Origin of the sequence: Aureimonas sp. SA4125 (assembly GCF_019973775.1) — a bacterium.
GTDB lineage: Bacteria > Pseudomonadota > Alphaproteobacteria > Rhizobiales > Rhizobiaceae > Plantimonas.
In genome coordinates this window covers 1486579-1503444 of record NZ_AP025032.1, presented here as the reverse complement: position 1 = coordinate 1503444, position 16866 = coordinate 1486579, and the positions used below count along the sequence as shown (strand labels likewise).

Sequence of the window (16866 nt, the reverse complement as noted above, 5' to 3'; positions counted from 1 at the left end):
ATCGCCGGCCTGCGGACGGCCGGCCTCGGCCCTCAGCCCGGAAGGTCGGCCAGAGCCGCGTCGTCGCGCGATGAGGGCGGTCGCGCCACCCCGTTCTGCCGCGCGATGGCGGTGATCAGCGGTTCGCGCGACGGCGGCTCGGCGATGGCGCGCGGCGACCAGACGTGCCGGGCGAGAAAATAGCGCGTCATGGCAAAGCCGTCGCCGAGCGCCGTGGCATCGGCCCTCGCCCCTTCGGCCCCGAGAAAGGCCGGCAGGGCGAGAAGCTTCTCGTGCCAAGGCAGGCCCGCCTCGGCAGAGACGGCGCGGCCGGACTTTGGCGAGACATAGACGAGATTGTCCCTCCTGCCCGTCGCCGCGCAGGTCTCGAGGTCGAGGCCGAAGCCGAGCTCTTCCAGCAGCGCGATCTCGAAGCGCAGCACGAGCTCGCCCGCCTGAACCGGGTCGTCCAGATGGTCGACGATGATCTTCAACCCGTCATAGAGCCGGGGATGGGGGTCGCGCTCGGGCAGGAGCCGGAGATGGGCGGCCAGCAGCTGGATGCCGTGGAGACCGACCGGCGTCTCCATCAGGCGCGCGGCGCGCAGCTCGATCGGCTCGATCGTCATCGTGCCCATGTGCTCGTCGAGCCGGGCGTGCCAGGAGGCCTCGACCTGGTTGCCGGGCTGCAGCACCGGCTGCTGCCTGCGCGACCGGCCGCCGCGCACGAGGCCAAGGTGCCGCCCCCGCTCGCGCGTCATCAGCTCGGCGACGACGCTCGTCTCGCCCAGCCGACGAACCCCGAGGACGATCCCCTCCTCGCGCCATTGCATGGCCGCGCCCTTCCGTCAGGTCGAGAAGTCGAGGCCCATCTCGCGGTAGCGCTCGGGATCGTCGCCCCAGTTCTCGCGCACCTTGACGAAGAGGAAGAGGTGAACCTTCTCCTCCGCGACGTCGCCGATCTCGCGCCGCGCCGCCGAGCCGATCGCCTTGATCGTCTCGCCCTTGTGGCCGATGACGATCTTCTTCTGGCTCTCGCGCTCGACGAAGATGGTCTGCTCGATGCGGATCGAGCCGTCCTCGCGCTTTTCCCACAGTTCGGTCTCGACGTGACTCGCATAGGGCAGTTCCTGGTGCAGGCGCAGGAACAGCTTTTCGCGGGTGATCTCGGCGGCGAGCTGGCGGATCGGCAGGTCGGTGATCTGGTCTTCCGGATAGTACCAGGGACCGGGCGGCAGCCGGGTCGCGAGCCAGGCCATCAGGTCGGCGCAGCCAAAAGCCTTCAGCGCCGAGATCATGAACACCTTTTCGAACTCGACGCCGCGTTCGGTGAGATCCTTGGTCAAGGCCAGCAGCTTTTCGCGGGGAACGGCGTCGATCTTGTTGAGGAGGAGGACGACCGGGCGCTTGGATTCCTTCAAGCGGTCGAGGATGGATTCGACGTCGCCGGAAATGCCGCGCTCGGCGTCGATGATCGCCATCACCACGTCGGCGTCCTTGGCGCCGCTCCAGGCCGTCTTGACCATGGCGCGGTCGAGCCGGCGCTTGGGCTGGAAGACGCCGGGCGTGTCGACGAAGACGATCTGCGTGCGGTCCTCGATGGCGATGCCGCGTACCAGCGCCCGCGTCGTCTGCACCTTGTGCGTGACGATCGAGACCTTGGTACCGACGAGCTGGTTGACCAGCGTCGACTTGCCGGCGTTCGGCGCGCCGAGGAGGGCGACGAAGCCCGAGCGCGTGCCAGCCTCGACGGCGGCGGCGGTCGCCGCTTCCGCGGCGGTCTCGGCGGGCTTTTCCGGTTGGTTCATGTCTGGCTCTTCGGTCATGTCTGGCTCTTCGCTCACGTCTCGTCCTTCCAGACACCTTCGCGGATCAAGACCGCGGTCGCGGCTTCCTGTTCCGCCAGCCGCTTGGAGCGGCCGGTTCCCTCGGCAGGGTCGACATTCTCGATCACCGCCCTGACGGTGAACATCGGATCATGATCCGGGCCGGTGCGCGCCGTGATCTCGTAGCGCGGCACCACGGTGGTGCGCGTGTGCACCCATTCCTGCAGCGCCGTCTTCGGATCGCGCCTGGCCGCGACGGCAGACGCCAGCCGCGCGCCCCAGAGCCGGTGGATCACCGCGCGCGCATCGGCAAGGCCATTGCCGAGATAGATCGCGGCGATCAGCGACTCTACCACGTCGGCGCGGATATTGCGGGTCTTCTCGCCCTTCACCTTCTTGATGTCGCCGCCGTGCCGGATGAAGTCGGCAAGGCCAATCTCGTCGGCGACCTCGGCGCAGGCCTCGGCCGAGACAAGCGCATTCAGCCGGAGCGACATCTCCCCTTCGCTCGCCTGCGGGAACATCTCGAACAGTTTTTCGGCGATGACGAGGCCGAGCACCCGGTCGCCGAGAAACTCCAGCCGCTCGTAGCTCGATGCGGCGCCGCCCTTGCGCATGCTCGCATGCGTCAAAGCGCGCTCCAGCCGGACGCGATCCAGGGGCTCGACGCCGAGGCGCCGCTCGAGTTCCTCCAGCGTCGCCTTCAGCTTCAGCTTAGCCATGTAAAGAAGCGGCTCGGGCGAAGTTCCGTCGGCCAGTCCCAGATCTTCAAGGGAGAGGAATCGCCGGCGATGGAGAAGAAGATCACCTGCGCCTTGCCCACGAAGTTCTCGCCGGGAACGTAGCCGACGTCGAAGCGGCTATCGAGCGAATTGTCGCGGTTGTCGCCCATCATGAAGTAATGAGCGGGCGGGACGACGAATTCGCGCGTGTTGTCGCCGGTGGAATTCGGGCTGAGATCAAGGGTGACGTAGGAAACGCCGTTCGGCAGGGTTTCCCTGTACTGCTGGACCTTGGAGCCGTCCTCGGCGGTGAATTCGCCGTCCGCCTCGCGCGGCACCGCCACGCCGTTGATGGAAAGGATTCCGTTCGTCACCTGGACACGGTCGCCCGGCAGGCCGATCAGCCGCTTGATGTAGTCGGTCTCCTCGTCGCCGGGCTTGCGGAAGACAATGACGTCGCCGCGCGTCGGGGCCGTGTCCAGAAGACGACCCTCCATCGGCAGATAGCCGATCCACGGCTTCAGTGAGGGAAAGGAATACTTGCTGTAGCCATAGCTCCACTTGGAGACGAAGAGATAGTCGCCCTGGACCAGCGTCGGCATCATCGAGCCCGAGGGAATCGAGAAGGGCTGGAACAGCACGGTCCGGATGACGAGCGCCAGGAGCAGCGCCTGGACGATGACCTTGACCGTTTCGCCGAAACCGCCGCTTGCCTTTGCTTCGGCCTGATCGACCATGGATATTTCCTCGATATGACGGGCCGCGCAGGCCGCTTTCGGGCTGTACTAGCGACTCAGCCCAGTCGGGGCAATCGAAACCGACGCCGGGGAAAGGCGGCCGAGATCAGGCCGGCAGGGCCTCGATGATGACGAAGGCCTGCGCCAGCGGATAGTCGTCGGTGATGGTGACGTGGATCCTCGCGCGATGCCCCTCCGGCATCAGCTGCTCCAGCCGGGCGAGCGCCCCGCCGGTAAGGACCATGGTGGGAGCGCCGCCGGGCAGGTTGACGACGCCCATGTCGCGCCAGAAAACGCCCTGCGAAAGCCCCGTACCCAGCGCCTTCGCGCAGGCCTCCTTGGCGGCGAAGCGCTTGGCATAGGAGGCGGCCCGCTGCGCCCGCCGGTCCGACTTCTGCTTTTCTACGGCGGTGAAGATGCGGTCGGTGAAGCGGCTGCCGTGGCGATTGAGCGTCTTCTCGATGCGCCGGATGTCGATGAGATCGCTGCCGATGCCGATGATCACGACGGCTCCCCTGCCGAGCCCCGGGCCCCGACGTCGGAGAGAGCCTGCCGGCGCAGGTCGGCACGCAGCATCAGGTTGCGCGCGCGACGTTCCTGGAAGCTCTTCGCGGCAAAGTAGATGAGCGCATAGCTGATGGCCCCGAAGAATAGCCCAAGCGGCAGCGAGCCGACCAGCATCGGCTTCAGATAGGGCTCCCACATCGCCAGGAAGTCGCCGTGCGTCAACGCATGGCCGAGGCCGACGGGCGCCGTCCCGTCGATCGCCTCCGCCTTCAGGATATAGCGGCCGACCTCGTAGGTGCCGGCCCAGATCGCCGGGAAGGTCAGCGGGTTGCCGATGATGCAGCCGAGTGCCGCCGCCGCCATGTTGCCGGCGATCACATAGGCGACGGCGAAGGACAGAAGGAAATGGAAGCCGATCAATGGCGTGAAGGAGGCGAAGACGCCTGCGGCAAAGCCCGCGGCGATCGCGTGCGGCGTCGCCTGCAGGCGCAGCACGCGCTTTTGCAGGTAGCGCAGCGACCGCGCAAAGGACCGTTTCGGCCAGAACATCGCCCGCATCTTGGCCCGCAGCCCGAGCTTTTCCCGTCGACGAAACAGCATGGTGATTCCTAGCCTCGGCCGTCGACCGGCAGGCCGTCAGGACCTCGGCTGGATCGCCTTGGCCGCGAGAGCCTTATGGCAAAGCGGTTGCCGGGAGCTGCGTACCGGCCTGACGCCGCTCGCAAAGAACCGGTCAAAGCGAGCGGCTACCCGGCTTGATCGGCGAAATTGCGGCGAGTTCCGGCGGCAGGTCGTCGGCCGCGTAGGAGGGCACGGCGTGCTCGGCGAGCGCGACCAGCGGCACGCCGACATCGGCAACGCCCGCCGAACGGTCGATGATGCAGGCGGCCGCCAGCACCTCGGCGCCGAGCGCGCGGCAGCAGGTGATCGTCTCGCGGATCGACAGCCCCGTCGTGACGATGTCCTCGACGATCACGACGCGGGCGCCGGGCGCGATCTCGAAGCGGCGGAGCTGGAAGACGCCGTTCTCGCGCTCGACCCAGATCGCCGGCACCTTGAGATGGCGCGACGTCTCGTAGGCCGGGATGAGGCCCCCGACGGCCGGGCCGACGACATAGTCGATCTGGCCGGGGATTTCCGCGCGGATGCGGTCCGCCAGGGCGCGGCAGAGCTTTTCCGTGAGGTCGGCATGCATGAAGACGCGCGCCTTCTGCAGGAAGACGGGGCTGCGGCGGCCCGAGCTCAGGATGAAATGCCCTTCGAGATAGCCGCCGGCCTGGCGGAAGATGTCGAGGACCTCGGCGCTGGTCATCGGGGCACGGGTCACCGGGGTCGTCATCGTCGAAGCGTCGGTCGCTGGCATGTCGGTCAAGCGTCATCCTTTCAGGTCGGGCGGCATCCGCGGGGCCGCGGTTCGCTCAGTCGTTTATCCGCACGGCCTGCGACACGCAGGGCTTGCCGCGCAGCTGGTTCAGCGTGCGGGTCAGATGCTGCAGGTCCCACACCTCGAGATCGATGACCATGGTGGTGAAGTCAGGCGCGGTCTTCACGGTGGACAGGCTGTGGATATTGGCGTCGTTGGCGGCGATCGTCTCGGCGATCTCGGCGAGCGAGCCCGGCTCGTTCGAGGCCGAGATATGGATGCGGGCGGGAAAGCGGATGTTCATCTCGGCATCGAGATCCCAGCGCACGTCGACCCAGCGCTCGGGCTCGTCGTCGAACAGGGTCAGCGCCGGCGCGTGGATCGGGTAGATGGTGATTCCCCTGCCCGGATCGAGAATGCCGACGATGCGGTCGCCCGGCACCGCCCCTTCCGGCGCGAAATGCACCGGCGTGTCGGTTCCGGCGCCGCGGATGGGAATGGCAAGGCCGCGTTTCTCGGCCTCCGCGATGCTCGGTATGCGGAACATCATGCCGGTGCCGGAGCGCAGGTTGAACCAGCCGTCTTCCTCGCCGCGCGGCGGCAGCCGCGTGACGCGGCTGTCCTGGAAGTCGGGATAGACCGCTTTCAGCACGTCGCCCGCCGCCAGTTCCCCGCGGCCGACGGCCGCCATGGCGTCGTCGACGTCCTTGTGCCCGAGCTTGCCGAGATAGGGCTTCAGCGCCTCGCGTGTGAACGTCTTGCCCGAACGGGTGAAGCTGCGCGTCAGCATCTGCTGGCCGAGGCCCGAATACTGCCGGCGGATCGCCATACGCGTCGCCCGCCGGATGGCCGAGCGCGCCTTGCCGGTGACGGCGACGGTTTCCCAGGCCGCGGGCGGCGTCGCGCCCTTGGAGCGGATGATCTCGACCTCGTCGCCATTGGCGAGTTCCGTCACCACCGGCATGATGCGGCCGTCGATCTTGGCGCCGACGCAGGTGTCGCCGACATCGGTGTGCACGGCATAGGCGAAATCGATCGGCGTCGCGCCGCGTGGCAGGGCGATCAGCCGGCCTTTCGGCGTGAAGCAGAAGACCTGGTCCTGGAAAAGCTCGAGCTTGGTGTGTTCGAGGAACTCCTCCGGATTGTCTCCTTCGGCCAGGAGATCGATGGTGCGGCGCAGCCAGGCGTAGGCGTTGCTCTCCGTCGACAGGGCGACACGGCCGTCCTCGCCCTCGGTCTCCGCAAAGGCGCCGTCCTTGTAGAGCGCGTGCGCGGCGACGCCCTGCTCGGCGATCTGGTGCATCTCGTGGGTGCGAATCTGCAGCTCGACGCGCTGGCGCGACGGACCGACGATCGTCGTATGGATCGAGCGGTAGTCGTTCTGCTTGGGGATCGAGATGTAGTCCTTGAACCGTCCGGGCACGAGCGGCCAGGCACGGTGGACGATGCCGAGCGTGCGGTAGCAGTCGTCCTCGTTCGCCACCAGCACGCGGAAGCCGAAGATGTCGGACAGCTGCTCCAGCGACAGCGCCTTGCGCTCCATCTTCATGAACACCGAATAGGGCTTCTTCTGCCGGCCCTTCACGGTGGCCTCGATGCCCTTTTCGGCCAGCCGCTCGGCGAGATCGGTCTCGATCCGCGCAATGGTGTCGGCATGCTTGTCGCGAAGCTCGCCGAGCCGGCGCGTGATGGTCTCGTAGGCCTCGAAATTGACATAGCGGAACGAGAGATCCTCGAGCTCTTCGCGCATGTCCTGCATGCCCATGCGCCCGGCGAGCGGGGCATAGATGTCCATGGTCTCCTGGGCGATGCGCGCCTGCTTGTCGGAGCGCATGTGGCCGAGCGTGCGCATGTTGTGCAGGCGGTCGGCAAGCTTGACGAGGAGGACGCGGATGTCGTCGGCGATGGCCAGGAGCAGCTTGCGCAGGTTTTCCGCCTGCTCGGCCTTCTTCGAGACGAGGTCCAGCCGCTTCAGCTTGGTCAGGCCCTCGACGAGCTGGCCGATCTTGGCGCCGAAGAGCTGCTCGATCTCCTTGCGGGTGGCATCGGTGTCCTCGATCGTGTCGTGCAGCAAGGCGACGGCGATCGTCGCCTCGTCGAGCCGCATCGTGGTGAGGATCGCCGCCACTTCCAGAGGATGGGAAAAATAGGGATCGCCCGAGGCGCGCTTCTGCGCGCCGTGCTTCTGCATGGCGTAGACATAGGCGCGGTTGAGAAGCGCTTCGTCGACATCGGGCTTGTAGCTCGCCACCCGCTCGACGAGTTCGTATTGACGCATCATGGAATCAGGAACGGGTCCCTAGGAGCATGCCGGGCCATAGAATGGCAAAAGGGCGCCTCGCACTTGCGAAACGCCCTTCCAATATAGGTGGCAAATGCCGTCAGCCGAAAGGCTCAACTGCATCAGAGATTTAGAAATCGTCGCTTTTCTCTGGCGCGATCAGGCCCTCGATGCCCGACAGCAGCTCTTCTTCGCTCATCCGGTCGAAGGCGATGTTGTCGTCGCCCTCGTCGGCGGAAATCGCCCCGCGGGTGTCGTCGGCGCGCTCGGCGGTCGTGGGAGCCTGCGGCTCCGGCTCGTCGACCTCGACATGCTTCTGCAGCGAGTGGATCAGGTCTTCCTTGAGGTCGCCCGGCGACAGCGTCTCGTCCGCGATCTCGCGCAGGGCGACGACGGGGTTCTTGTCGTTGTCGCGGTCGATGGTGATCTGCTGGCCCTGGGCGATCTGGCGGGCACGATGACTGGCGAGCAGGACGAGCTCGAACCGGTTCTCGATCTTATCGACGCAATCTTCTACGGTGACGCGGGCCATGCCTGTCTCCTCAACGACAATTTTGAGCAATGAAGCTCGTGCCATAGCGGGTTCGCGGGCGGCGCACAAGGCGGCGACGGCACTTTGCACCACCGCTCCCTCCGATCGCCCTCGCCCTGACGCAGTGCAAAAAGAGCGTTGGCAATCCGCAGGCGCGAGTTTAAGATTGCCCGTGTCGCGCCGATGCGCGACCGGAACTCAGTGTCCGACGTGCGGTAACCCAGATGATTGCCGAGCTGAACATAATTCGCTCGATCAGGAACCCGGTTTCATTTAAAATCGCTCTTCACGGGAATTCTTCATGTTCGACTCACGCGAGAAAATTGCGCTTTTTATTGACGGAGCCAATCTTTATGCTGCCTCCCGCAGCCTCGGATTTGATATAGACTACAAGAAATTGCTGATCGCGTTTCAAAAACGCGGCTACCTGCTTCGCGCCTATTACTACACGGCACTGATCGAAGATCAGGAATATTCGTCGATCCGACCGCTGATCGACTGGCTCGACTACAACGGGTACAGCCTCGTGACGAAGCCGGCGAAGGAATTCACCGATGCCACCGGCCGGCGCAAGATCAAGGGCAACATGGACATCGAGCTCGCGGTCGACGCGATGGAATTGTCCGACACGGTCGATCATTTCGTCCTCTTTTCCGGCGACGGCGATTTCCGGTCGCTGGTCGAGGCGCTGCAGCGCAAGGGTCGCAAGGTCTCCGTCGTGTCGACGCTGGCAACCAACCCGCCGATGATCGCGGACGATCTGCGCCGTCAGGCCGATCACTTCATCGACCTCGTGAGCCTGAAGGCCGAGATCGGCCGCAGCCCGGCGGAGCGCGAGGCGCGCCTTGCACGCCGCGCCGAGGTCGATGTCGAACAGGGCCCGGATGCCGACGAGGATTATTGAACCGTCGCGCGACTGCCCGCTCTGCCCCCGCCTCGTCGCCTTCCGCAAGGTCTGGCGCGAGAAGGAGCCGTCCTGGCACAATGCGCCGGTCCCCGCCTTCCTGCCGCCCGGTGGCCCCGACGCCGTCAGGCTGGCAATCGTCGGGCTCGCCCCCGGCGTGCGCGGGGCCAATCGGACCGGCCGGCCCTTTACCGGCGACTATGCGGGCATGCTCCTCTACCGCACGCTGTCGGACTTCGGCTTCGCCAACGACCGCTTCGACGCGCGCACGGACGACGGGCTCGAACTTTACGGTACGGCCATCATCAATGCGGTCCGCTGCGTGCCGCCGGAGAACAAGCCGGTCCCGGCCGAAATCAACACATGCCGGCAGTTCCTGACGCCGGGGCTCCTCGGCTTCGAAAACCTTGCCGTCATCGTCACGCTCGGGCGGATCGCGCATGAATCGACGCTGCGTGCCCTCGGCACGAAGCTGACGGCGGCACCCTTCTCGCATGGCGGCAGCCACGACGTCGCGGGCATCAGGGTCATCTCGAGCTACCACTGTTCGCGCTACAACACGAACACCGGCCGGCTGACCGAGCCGATGTTCCGCGACGTCTTCGCGTCGGCTTCGACCTATCTGGCCGGCTGACGCCGCGGCATCCCAGCCGGCGGTTTGCTTTTCAGGGAGACCACGCGACTTCCGTCCCAATTCGCCCTGCCGGGAGAAGCCAGGTCGCCGGAGCACGGGCCGCCCCGACCGCGGGCCCGCCCCGCGACATACTGTCGCCGCCACTAACTCTTTCTTCAGCATAGTGAGCCATTCTTTCGCGATAAATCCGGGGGGAGAAGCACGTGCTCGGCATGTTCAAGAAAAATAGAACCTATCGCGAGCAATTCGCCGATGCGGTCATCCAGATCTCGCCCGACGGATACTACGTGCTCCAGGATGGCGTGATCATGGATTGCAACCCGGCGACGGAGGCCATGCTTCGCGGCAGCCGCGAGCAGATCGTCGGCCTCAGCCCGGACAAGATCTCGCCCGAGGTCCAGTCCTGCGGCAGCCGCAGCGACAAGCGGACGCGCGAACTTCTGGCGGAGACGGCCGAGAATGGCTGCACGCGCTTCGAATGGACGACACGGCGGCTCGACGGCTCGACCTTCCCCGGCTTCGTCACCATCATCGCGACCGAAATCAATGGCAAGCCAGCCTTCGTCACCTTCCTCGTCGATCTCAGCGTCATGGTCGCCATGCGCGAGGAAGGCGCCAAGGCAAGGGCCGCCGAGGAAAAGGCCGCAGCCGAGCAGAACCAGGCAATCGACACGCTGGCTCAGGCGCTCAGCCGCATTGCCCAGGGCGACCTGCGGGCACGGCTGTCAGGCACGCTGCCGACGGCCTTCACGAAGATCGGGACGGATTTCGACACCGCCATCGGGACGCTCGCGGAGGCCATGGCCGATGTCGCCTCGACGGTCGTCAACGTCGAGGGGGCCACGAACGGCATCGCCGTCTCCTCCGACGACCTGGCCCGCCGCACCGAGCAGCAAGCCGCCTCACTAGAGGAGACGGTGGCGGCACTCGGCGATGTCACCAGCGCGGTGAACCAGACGGCGGATAGTTCCAACCACGCCCGCAAGGTGGCGAGCTCGGCCCGGCAGAAGGCCGAAAAGGGTGGCGAAATCGTCGCCCAGGCGGTGGAGGCGATGAGCCGCATCGAGAGTTCGTCCCAGCAGATCGGCAACATCATCGGCGTCATCGACGAAATCGCCTTCCAAACCAATCTGCTGGCCCTCAATGCCGGCGTCGAGGCGGCGCGTGCCGGCGAAGCCGGCCGAGGCTTTGCCGTCGTCGCGCAGGAAGTGCGGGGCCTCGCCCAGCGCTCGGCCGAGGCCGCCAAGCAGATCAAGAGCCTGATCTCGGCCTCGGGCAACGAGGTCCGCATGGGTGTCGACCTCGTGACGGCCTCCGGCCAGAGCCTGGAGGAGATCGTCAACGAGGTCTCCACCATGACGAATGTCATCGCGCAGATCGCCGACTCCGCCAAGGAACAGGCCAACAGCCTGAAAAGCGTCTCGTCCGCCGCGGCCCAGATGGACAAGGCGACCCAGCACAATGCCGCGCTGGTCGGCGAGACCTCGGCCTCCGTCCAGGCCCTCGCCGACGACGCCCGGCGGCTGCGGGACATCGTCGAGCGCTTTTCGATCGACAGGACGCCTCAATCCCGTACCGCTGCACCCGGCAGGCGTGCTGCTTCCTTCAACCGGGCGGCCTGATCGATCAACGTCGGGAAGATATCGCCCGCCCGCAGCGCGGCGTTTCCATCATGGCTGAAAGCCGCGCGACCCGTGGATCGGGTCGCGCGTGGGGTAACAGGAAGAGCGCGGAGGCTTCGGCCCGAGCGGTCTGCCGTCCGGCCGGAACGACGTGGCGAACTACGGTTGTGCCAGCCCGTCGAGATAATCGACGACGTCGGCGGCGTTCCGGTCCGGCGGAAACACGGGATAGAAAACCTTCTCGATCCGGCCGTCGCGCACGACCAGCGTCAGGCGCTTCAGGAGCGTGTCGCCGTCGACGTCGAAAGTCGGCAGTTCCAGCATCTCCGTCAATTCGCCACGGCTGTCGGACAGGAGCGGAAACGGCAGGTTCAGGCGCTCCGCGGCCTCGCGCTGGTAGGCGGTGGTCTGCGTCGAGATGCCGAACACATGGGTCACGCCGAGCGCCTTCATCTCGGTGAAATGATCGCGGAAGCCGCAGGCCTGCGGCGTGCATCCCCGCGCGCCGGGAATGGCGTCCCAGCCCCCCGGCAGCGGCGCGCCGGGCCGGCCGGTCATCGGATAGGTGTACACGACGGCAAGGCCCGGAAGGGGCGACAGGTCGACTTCCCCGCCCGCCGTCGACGCGAGGCGCAGCGCCGGCAGGTGCATGCCGAAGAGGTGGGCCGCGCTGCCGTCGTCGACCGGCGCCTCCAACCCCGTGGGAAGTTTCGTCAAGTCCGTCATCGCAGGCCTCCACTCCTGTTCCGAGCCGGCATGGTCCCGCCAAAGGCGTGGTAAGGCAAGCCTGCTATCGTCCGCGAGCGTTCGCGGGGCGACCTTCTGCGCGCACGGATAGGCGAGCGGGCGGTGAGCCTGGAGTAACGCAAAGGTTATGGACAGCCGGGAGGGCAACCGTCAGCGGTTGTCCTTCAAGAGCCGCTCCTTCTGGCGGTTCCAGTCCTTCTGCTTTTCCGCCTCGCGCTTGTCCGGCGCGTTCTTGCCCTTGGCGACGGCGATTTCAATCTTCGCCATGCCTCTGTCCGTGAAGAAGATCTTCAAGGGCACGATGGTCATGCCGTCGCGGTTGACCGCGCTGGCCAGCCGGTTCAGCTGGGCGCGGTGGACGAGCAGCTTGCGGCGGCGCTTGGGCTCGTGATTGTTGCGGTTGGCCTGCAGGTATTCGGGGACGTAGGAGTTGATGAGCCAGAGCTCGCCCCCCTCCTCGGCCGCATAGGATTCACCGATGGTCGAGCGGCCGAGGCGCAGCGACTTCACCTCGGTTCCGGTCAGCACCATGCCGGCCTCGAGCGTGTCGATGATCGAATAGTTGTGACGCGCCTTGCGGTTTTCCGCGACGATCCCGGTCTTGGCCTTCGGTTTCTTTGCCATCTCTGTTTCAAACGTGCCTGTTGCGGGCGCCTCTCGCAGGAAGCGCGACCGAGATCGTTGACCCCGTCAGATGAGGGTCGGCGGCGCCGGTTCAAGCGCCGGCGCCGTCAGCGGCCGGCTATGCGGCGGGCACCCTTCCCCCAAGACGGGCCGCGCTAGTTGAGAAGACCCGCGTGCTGGAGGGCTGCGTCGATCGCCTGTTCGGTCGACTTTTCGATGGTAACGAGCGGCGAGCGCAGCGTGTTGCCCATCTTGCCGAGGCGCGACAGGGCGTATTTCGGCCCACCCGGGTTGGGCTCGATGAACAGCGCCTTATGCAGCGGCATCAACCGGTCCTGGATGGCGAGGGCAGCGGCGAAATCGCCGGCGAGACTGGCATTCTGGAACTCGGCGCACAGCCGAGGCGCGACATTGGCCGTCACCGAGATGCAGCCGCGGCCACCATGGGCATTGAAGCCGAGGGCGGTGGCATCCTCGCCCGACAGCTGCAGGAAATCCTTGCCGCATTGCAGGCGCTGGTCGGACACGCGGTCGAGCTTGGCGGTCGCATCCTTGACGCCGATGATATTGGAAAAGTCGGCGGCGAGCCGCGCCATGGTCTCGACGGTCATGTCGATGACCGAGCGCGGCGGGATGTTGTAGATGATGATCGGCAGTGTCACCGCCTTGGCGATGGCGGCGTAGTGCGCGTAGAGGCCGCGCTGGTTCGGCTTGTTGTAGTAGGGCGTGACGACGAGAAGCCCGTCCGCGCCCGCGCCTTCGGCGAACTGGGCGAGGTCGATCGCTTCGGCGGTGTTGTTGGAACCCGCGCCGGCGATGACCGGTACGCGGCCGCCGGCAACGGCGACGCAGAGCTCGACCACACGCTTGTGCTCGGCATGGCTGAGCGTCGGGCTCTCGCCCGTCGTGCCCACCGGCACCAGACCGTGCGAACCCTCGGCGATCTGCCACTCGACGAAGGCCTGGAAGGCCGTCTCGTCGAGCGCGCCGCCCTCGGCAAACGGCGTCACCAGCGCCGGCATCGAACCCTTGAACATTCCCGTCTCGCTCCCGCCGTCTGCCCGCTCTTGTCGGCCGGCACCGGACTTCTCATCTGTGGTGACCGTCCCGGCCAAGCGCTTGGCGGCGCGGGACATAAAACCGGCGGCTTCGCCCGGCATGAAGGCCGGCACCATAGTGAAGCACCGCAGGCGAGACAAGCCGGCGGGTGGCGCGTTCGGGGCCCGGCAGGATCCACACGCGGCGACGGTTTACGATGTATTCATGCCGTTCGTGAGAGGTTCGGTGACCATGTCGTCACTCACGCTGGGACGGGTCGTCCAACGGGGATTGCCCTTCGAAAGGTTGCCATGACTGCGCCGAGAATTGCCAAGAGCCTGATCGTCAAGGGAATGCTGCTGGCGCTCCTGTGCGAGCCGGCAAACGCGCAGTCGCTGCTGCCGCCGGTCGGCCCGATGCCGTCGCTGCGCCCGATGGCGCGCGACACCGGCGTCGCCCTCGATCCGTCGCGTTTCGGCACGGCGCCCGCCCGGTCTGGCGTCGCCGCCGCTGCGCCGGCTGCCAACCCGCTGACGACGCGCCGGCCTGCCAGCGTCGATACCAGCCCCAGCGCCTTCACCGCCTCGATCACCGCGATCACCGCGCGGCCGAGCAATCTCAGCGCCATTGCCGGGGGCCTCAACGACGGCCTGAAGGCGGTCTCGTCCGGCGATCTCCGGCGGGCCCGCTCGATCCGCCAGGGCATGCCTGGCCGCTCGCTCGACCGCCACATCCTGACCTGGGCGATCGCGCTGAACGGTGGGCGCGATGTGCCGGCCCATGAGATCGCCCAGGCGGCGTCCGAGCTGCAGGGCTGGCCGGGCATGAGCAAGCTGCGCGCCAACCTGGAACGGGCGCTCCTGCGCGAGGAGCCGTCGGCCAGCGACGTCGTCAACGCGTTTGCCGGGTCGCGGCCGGAAACGCCGGAAGGCGCCATGTCGCTTGCCCGCGCGCTTCTCGAACTCGGCCAAGCCGCCGAGGCCAAGCGCCTCATCACCGGCGTCTGGCACAGGGAACGCCTCGACGCCTCGCTGGAGCAGCGGATCCTCAAGCAGTTCGGCACGCTCCTGACGCGCGCCGACCACAAGCGGCGCATGGACATGCAGCTCTATGCCGAACGCATCGGCGATGCGGCCCGGATGAAGAAGCTTGCCGGCGCCGAAAGCCTCTTTGCGGCACGTGCAGCGGCCGTGCGCGGCGAAGGCGGCGCGGCAAAACTCCTCTCCGCCGTTCCGGCAGGGCAGCGCTCCGATCCCGGCTATCTCTTTGCCCTCGCCGAAGTCCAGCGCAAGGCCGGCAAGGTCGATCAGGCGGCGTCGACGCTGCTGAAGGCGCCGCGCGACGCCGCCACGCTCATCGATCCCGACGCCTGGTGGAACGAGCGGCGCATCGTCGCGCGCGATCTCCTTGACGTCGGCCGCTACAAGGACGCCTACCGCGTCGCGAGCGTCGCCCAGGCCGAAAGCCCGGCGAATGCGGTGGAAGCCGAGTTCCATGCCGGCTGGATCGCGCTGCGCTTCCTGAAGGACACGCGCACCGCCGGCCAGCATTTCGCCAAGATCGCCGAGGCCTCGAACCGGCCGCTGTCGCAGTCGCGCGCCTACTACTGGCTGGGACGGACCGCCGAGGTGTCGGGCTCGGGCAATGCCACGAACTATTTTCGTCGTGCGGCCGCCTATCCCACCACCTATTACGGCCTCCTCGCCTCCGCCCGCCTCGGCACGCGGCCGCCGGCGGTTGACTATCCCCGTCCGAGCGCCGCCGAGCGTCAGCGCTTCGAGGGCCGGGAAGCCGTGCGCGCCATCCGCCGGCTCGAGCAGCTCGACATGGACAGCCGCGCCGCGACGCTCTACCGGGCGCTGGCCGACGAGCTGACGAGTCCCGGCGAACTCGCCCTGCTCGCCGTCATGGCCGAAAGCAAGAAGAACCACTATCTCGCGCTGAAGGTCGGCAAGCAGGCGAATTTCCGCGGCGTCGACGCCGCCGCCCTCGCCTTTCCGATCGGCGTCATTCCGGCCTCGGCGAACATTTCGGCTTCCGGCAAGGCGCTCGCCTATGCGATTGCCCGCCAGGAGAGCGAGTTCAACCCGCAGGCGAAATCCGGCGCCGGCGCGCTCGGCCTGTTGCAGCTGATGCCGGGCACGGCGAAATCGATGGCCGCCAAGGTCGGCGTCGGCTACTCGCTCGCGCGCCTCACCTCCGATCCCGGCTACAACGCCACGCTCGGCGCCCGCTTCCTCGGCGAACAGATCGACAATTTCGACGGCTCCTACATCCTCACCTTCGCCGCCTACAATGCCGGGCCGCGGCGTGCCCGCGAATGGATCAGCCGTTTCGGCGACCCACGCGGCAAGTCGATCGACGACGTCGTCGACTGGGTCGAGCGCATCCCCTTCACCGAGACGCGCAACTACGTCCAGCGCGTAATGGAGAACTACCAGATCTACAAGATCCGCCTCGGCGCCCCCGGCAGCATCGAACAGGATCTCGTGAACGGGCGCAGGGGCTGAAGCACGCAGGCTGACAGTCCCGGCATGCATCCGGCGGGCCGGGCCGGGCACGGCGATTCACCGTCCGCACCGACTTCCACCGAGGCGTGCATCGGCTGACACAGCAGCCGGTCTGGTGTAAGATGAGACCATGAACCGGACCGAAGCAATCTCGAGCCTGAAGCAGCATGCCGAGGCCATTCGAGCGATGGGCGCGACGGGCCTTTACTTGTTCGGCTCCACGGCACGGGACGAGGCGCTTGCCGCCAGCGATCTCGACCTGTTCATCGATCACGAAACCGGCCTTGTCTTCTCCCTCCTCGACCTCGTCGGGATCAAGCAGTATCTCGAAGAAGAGCTTGCGATGGATGTCGACGTGATCACGCGCAGCAGCCTGCATCCCCTGCTGAAGGCCGACATCGAGCGATCGGCCGTGCAGATCTTCTGATGGTGTCGCGTGAGGTCGGCCCCGTCCTCGCCGATATTCTCGATGCCATCGACGGAATCCAGCAGGTCACCGCTGGCAAAAGCTTTGCGGAGTTCGGGTCCAGCTGGCTCCTGCGGCTCGCCACGCAGAGGGCGCTGGAAATCATCTCAGAGGCGACGCGGCATATCCCCGACGAGTTGCTTGCGCCGCATGCCGACATTCCGTGGAAACGGATCCGCGGCATCGGCAACGTCCTGCGCCACGAGCATCACCGGGTCGCCGACGATGCGGTGTGGGTGGTCGTCACCGACAACCTGGCGCCACTGAGAACCGCCATCGAGGCTATCCGCGATCGCAATACGGAATAGGCGAGCCTGCACAGAGCGGGCTTGCGGCCGAACCGGTTTTTTCAGAAAACTACCTTGTACCGGCTG

General features: G+C 66.6%; 18 protein-coding genes. 6 read left to right on the top strand and 12 right to left on the bottom strand.

Annotated features, from left to right (window positions below):
* Positions 1-32: 32 nt before the first annotated feature.
* From recO to rpoZ, 9 genes are all read right to left on the bottom strand, one after another.
* A complete protein-coding gene (recO, locus tag Sa4125_RS06865; protein ID WP_224005189.1) occupies positions 33-812 on the bottom strand; it encodes a DNA repair protein RecO in 780 nt (259 codons plus the stop codon).
* Positions 813-827: 15 nt separating this feature from the next.
* The gene (era, locus tag Sa4125_RS06860; protein ID WP_224005186.1) at positions 828-1805 is read right to left on the bottom strand and encodes a GTPase Era; all 978 of its coding nucleotides are present in this window, start codon (positions 1803-1805) and stop codon (positions 828-830) included.
* A gap of 14 nt (positions 1806-1819) precedes the next feature.
* On the bottom strand, positions 1820-2527 hold the full coding sequence (rnc, locus tag Sa4125_RS06855; RefSeq protein WP_224005183.1) for a ribonuclease III: 708 nt from the start codon (positions 2525-2527) through the stop codon (positions 1820-1822).
* Complete coding sequence (gene lepB / locus Sa4125_RS06850) at positions 2515-3264, bottom strand: signal peptidase I (RefSeq protein ID WP_224005180.1); 750 nt, start codon at positions 3262-3264, stop codon at positions 2515-2517. Before lepB ends, rnc begins: the two co-directional genes overlap by 13 nt.
* Positions 3265-3370: 106 nt before the next feature.
* Positions 3371-3769 carry a holo-ACP synthase gene (gene acpS, locus Sa4125_RS06845; protein WP_224005177.1) on the bottom strand — a complete coding sequence of 133 codons (399 nt, stop codon included), beginning with the start codon at positions 3767-3769 and terminating at the stop codon, positions 3371-3373.
* A complete protein-coding gene (locus Sa4125_RS06840; RefSeq protein ID WP_224005175.1) occupies positions 3766-4371 on the bottom strand; it encodes a DUF2062 domain-containing protein in 606 nt (201 codons plus the stop codon). The genes acpS and Sa4125_RS06840 overlap by 4 nt, the downstream gene beginning before the upstream one ends.
* 133 nt (positions 4372-4504) lie before the next feature.
* A complete protein-coding gene (gene pyrE, locus Sa4125_RS06835) occupies positions 4505-5083 on the bottom strand; it encodes an orotate phosphoribosyltransferase (RefSeq protein WP_224007604.1) in 579 nt (192 codons plus the stop codon).
* A gap of 106 nt (positions 5084-5189) precedes the next feature.
* A complete protein-coding gene (locus Sa4125_RS06830; RefSeq protein ID WP_224005173.1) occupies positions 5190-7415 on the bottom strand; it encodes a bifunctional (p)ppGpp synthetase/guanosine-3',5'-bis(diphosphate) 3'-pyrophosphohydrolase in 2226 nt (741 codons plus the stop codon).
* 130 nt (positions 7416-7545) lie between these two features.
* The gene (gene rpoZ, locus Sa4125_RS06825; protein ID WP_224005171.1) at positions 7546-7947 is read right to left on the bottom strand and encodes a DNA-directed RNA polymerase subunit omega; all 402 of its coding nucleotides are present in this window, start codon (positions 7945-7947) and stop codon (positions 7546-7548) included.
* Between the two features lie 301 nt (positions 7948-8248).
* On the opposite strand from rpoZ, the gene Sa4125_RS06820 reads away from it, so the two are divergent.
* From Sa4125_RS06820 to Sa4125_RS06810, 3 genes are all read left to right on the top strand, one after another.
* A complete protein-coding gene (locus Sa4125_RS06820; protein ID WP_224005169.1) occupies positions 8249-8851 on the top strand; it encodes an NYN domain-containing protein in 603 nt (200 codons plus the stop codon).
* Positions 8832-9485: a uracil-DNA glycosylase gene (locus Sa4125_RS06815; protein WP_224005166.1), complete on the top strand. Its 654-nt coding sequence runs from the start codon at positions 8832-8834 to the stop codon at positions 9483-9485. Before Sa4125_RS06820 ends, Sa4125_RS06815 begins: the two co-directional genes overlap by 20 nt.
* A gap of 212 nt (positions 9486-9697) precedes the next feature.
* Positions 9698-11107: a methyl-accepting chemotaxis protein gene (locus tag Sa4125_RS06810; RefSeq protein ID WP_224005164.1), complete on the top strand. Its 1410-nt coding sequence runs from the start codon at positions 9698-9700 to the stop codon at positions 11105-11107.
* Between the two features lie 159 nt (positions 11108-11266).
* On the opposite strand, the gene Sa4125_RS06805 is transcribed toward Sa4125_RS06810, so the two are convergent.
* The 3 genes from Sa4125_RS06805 to dapA form a co-directional block, all read right to left on the bottom strand.
* Positions 11267-11833, bottom strand: coding sequence for a peroxiredoxin (locus Sa4125_RS06805; protein ID WP_224005162.1), 567 nt, complete (start codon positions 11831-11833; stop codon positions 11267-11269).
* A gap of 171 nt (positions 11834-12004) precedes the next feature.
* The gene (gene smpB / locus Sa4125_RS06800; RefSeq protein ID WP_224005159.1) at positions 12005-12478 is read right to left on the bottom strand and encodes an SsrA-binding protein SmpB; all 474 of its coding nucleotides are present in this window, start codon (positions 12476-12478) and stop codon (positions 12005-12007) included.
* Positions 12479-12633: 155 nt separating this feature from the next.
* Entirely contained in the window at positions 12634-13515 is an 882-nt protein-coding gene (gene dapA / locus Sa4125_RS06795) for a 4-hydroxy-tetrahydrodipicolinate synthase (protein ID WP_224005157.1), read from the bottom strand.
* Positions 13516-13827: 312 nt separating this feature from the next.
* Between dapA and Sa4125_RS06790 the strand changes: the two genes are divergently transcribed.
* The 3 genes from Sa4125_RS06790 (at position 13828) to Sa4125_RS06780 (ending at position 16800) form a co-directional block, all read left to right on the top strand.
* The gene (locus Sa4125_RS06790; protein ID WP_224005155.1) at positions 13828-16026 is read left to right on the top strand and encodes a lytic transglycosylase domain-containing protein; all 2199 of its coding nucleotides are present in this window, start codon (positions 13828-13830) and stop codon (positions 16024-16026) included.
* A gap of 130 nt (positions 16027-16156) precedes the next feature.
* The gene (locus Sa4125_RS06785; protein ID WP_224005153.1) at positions 16157-16453 is read left to right on the top strand and encodes a nucleotidyltransferase domain-containing protein; all 297 of its coding nucleotides are present in this window, start codon (positions 16157-16159) and stop codon (positions 16451-16453) included.
* Positions 16453-16800 (top strand): HepT-like ribonuclease domain-containing protein, encoded by a 348-nt coding sequence (locus tag Sa4125_RS06780; protein WP_224005152.1) that lies wholly within the window; start codon positions 16453-16455, stop codon positions 16798-16800. Before Sa4125_RS06785 ends, Sa4125_RS06780 begins: the two co-directional genes overlap by 1 nt.
* Positions 16801-16866 lie beyond the last annotated feature (66 nt).

Bases quoted from the DNA above. Each gene is read 5' to 3' on its own strand.
- recO (WP_224005189.1), bottom strand. From the start codon at position 812: ATGCAATGGCGCGAGGAGGGGATCGTCCTCGGGGTTCGTCGGCTGGGC.
- era (WP_224005186.1), bottom strand. From the start codon at position 1,805: ATGACCGAAGAGCCAGACATGAACCAACCGGAAAAGCCCGCCGAGACC.
- rnc (WP_224005183.1), bottom strand. From the start codon at position 2,527: ATGGCTAAGCTGAAGCTGAAGGCGACGCTGGAGGAACTCGAGCGGCGC.
- lepB (WP_224005180.1), bottom strand. From the start codon at position 3,264: ATGGTCGATCAGGCCGAAGCAAAGGCAAGCGGCGGTTTCGGCGAAACG.
- Sa4125_RS06840 (WP_224005175.1), bottom strand. From the start codon at position 4,371: ATGCTGTTTCGTCGACGGGAAAAGCTCGGGCTGCGGGCCAAGATGCGG.
- pyrE (WP_224007604.1), bottom strand. From the start codon at position 5,083: ATGACCAGCGCCGAGGTCCTCGACATCTTCCGCCAGGCCGGCGGCTAT.
- Sa4125_RS06830 (WP_224005173.1), bottom strand. From the start codon at position 7,415: ATGATGCGTCAATACGAACTCGTCGAGCGGGTGGCGAGCTACAAGCCC.
- rpoZ (WP_224005171.1), bottom strand. From the start codon at position 7,947: ATGGCCCGCGTCACCGTAGAAGATTGCGTCGATAAGATCGAGAACCGG.
- Sa4125_RS06820 (WP_224005169.1), top strand. From the start codon at position 8,249: ATGTTCGACTCACGCGAGAAAATTGCGCTTTTTATTGACGGAGCCAAT.
- Sa4125_RS06815 (WP_224005166.1), top strand. From the start codon at position 8,832: ATGCCGACGAGGATTATTGAACCGTCGCGCGACTGCCCGCTCTGCCCC.
- Sa4125_RS06810 (WP_224005164.1), top strand. From the start codon at position 9,698: ATGTTCAAGAAAAATAGAACCTATCGCGAGCAATTCGCCGATGCGGTC.
- Sa4125_RS06805 (WP_224005162.1), bottom strand. From the start codon at position 11,833: ATGACGGACTTGACGAAACTTCCCACGGGGTTGGAGGCGCCGGTCGAC.
- smpB (WP_224005159.1), bottom strand. From the start codon at position 12,478: ATGGCAAAGAAACCGAAGGCCAAGACCGGGATCGTCGCGGAAAACCGC.
- dapA (WP_224005157.1), bottom strand. From the start codon at position 13,515: ATGTTCAAGGGTTCGATGCCGGCGCTGGTGACGCCGTTTGCCGAGGGC.
- Sa4125_RS06790 (WP_224005155.1), top strand. From the start codon at position 13,828: ATGACTGCGCCGAGAATTGCCAAGAGCCTGATCGTCAAGGGAATGCTG.
- Sa4125_RS06785 (WP_224005153.1), top strand. From the start codon at position 16,157: ATGAACCGGACCGAAGCAATCTCGAGCCTGAAGCAGCATGCCGAGGCC.
- Sa4125_RS06780 (WP_224005152.1), top strand. From the start codon at position 16,453: ATGGTGTCGCGTGAGGTCGGCCCCGTCCTCGCCGATATTCTCGATGCC.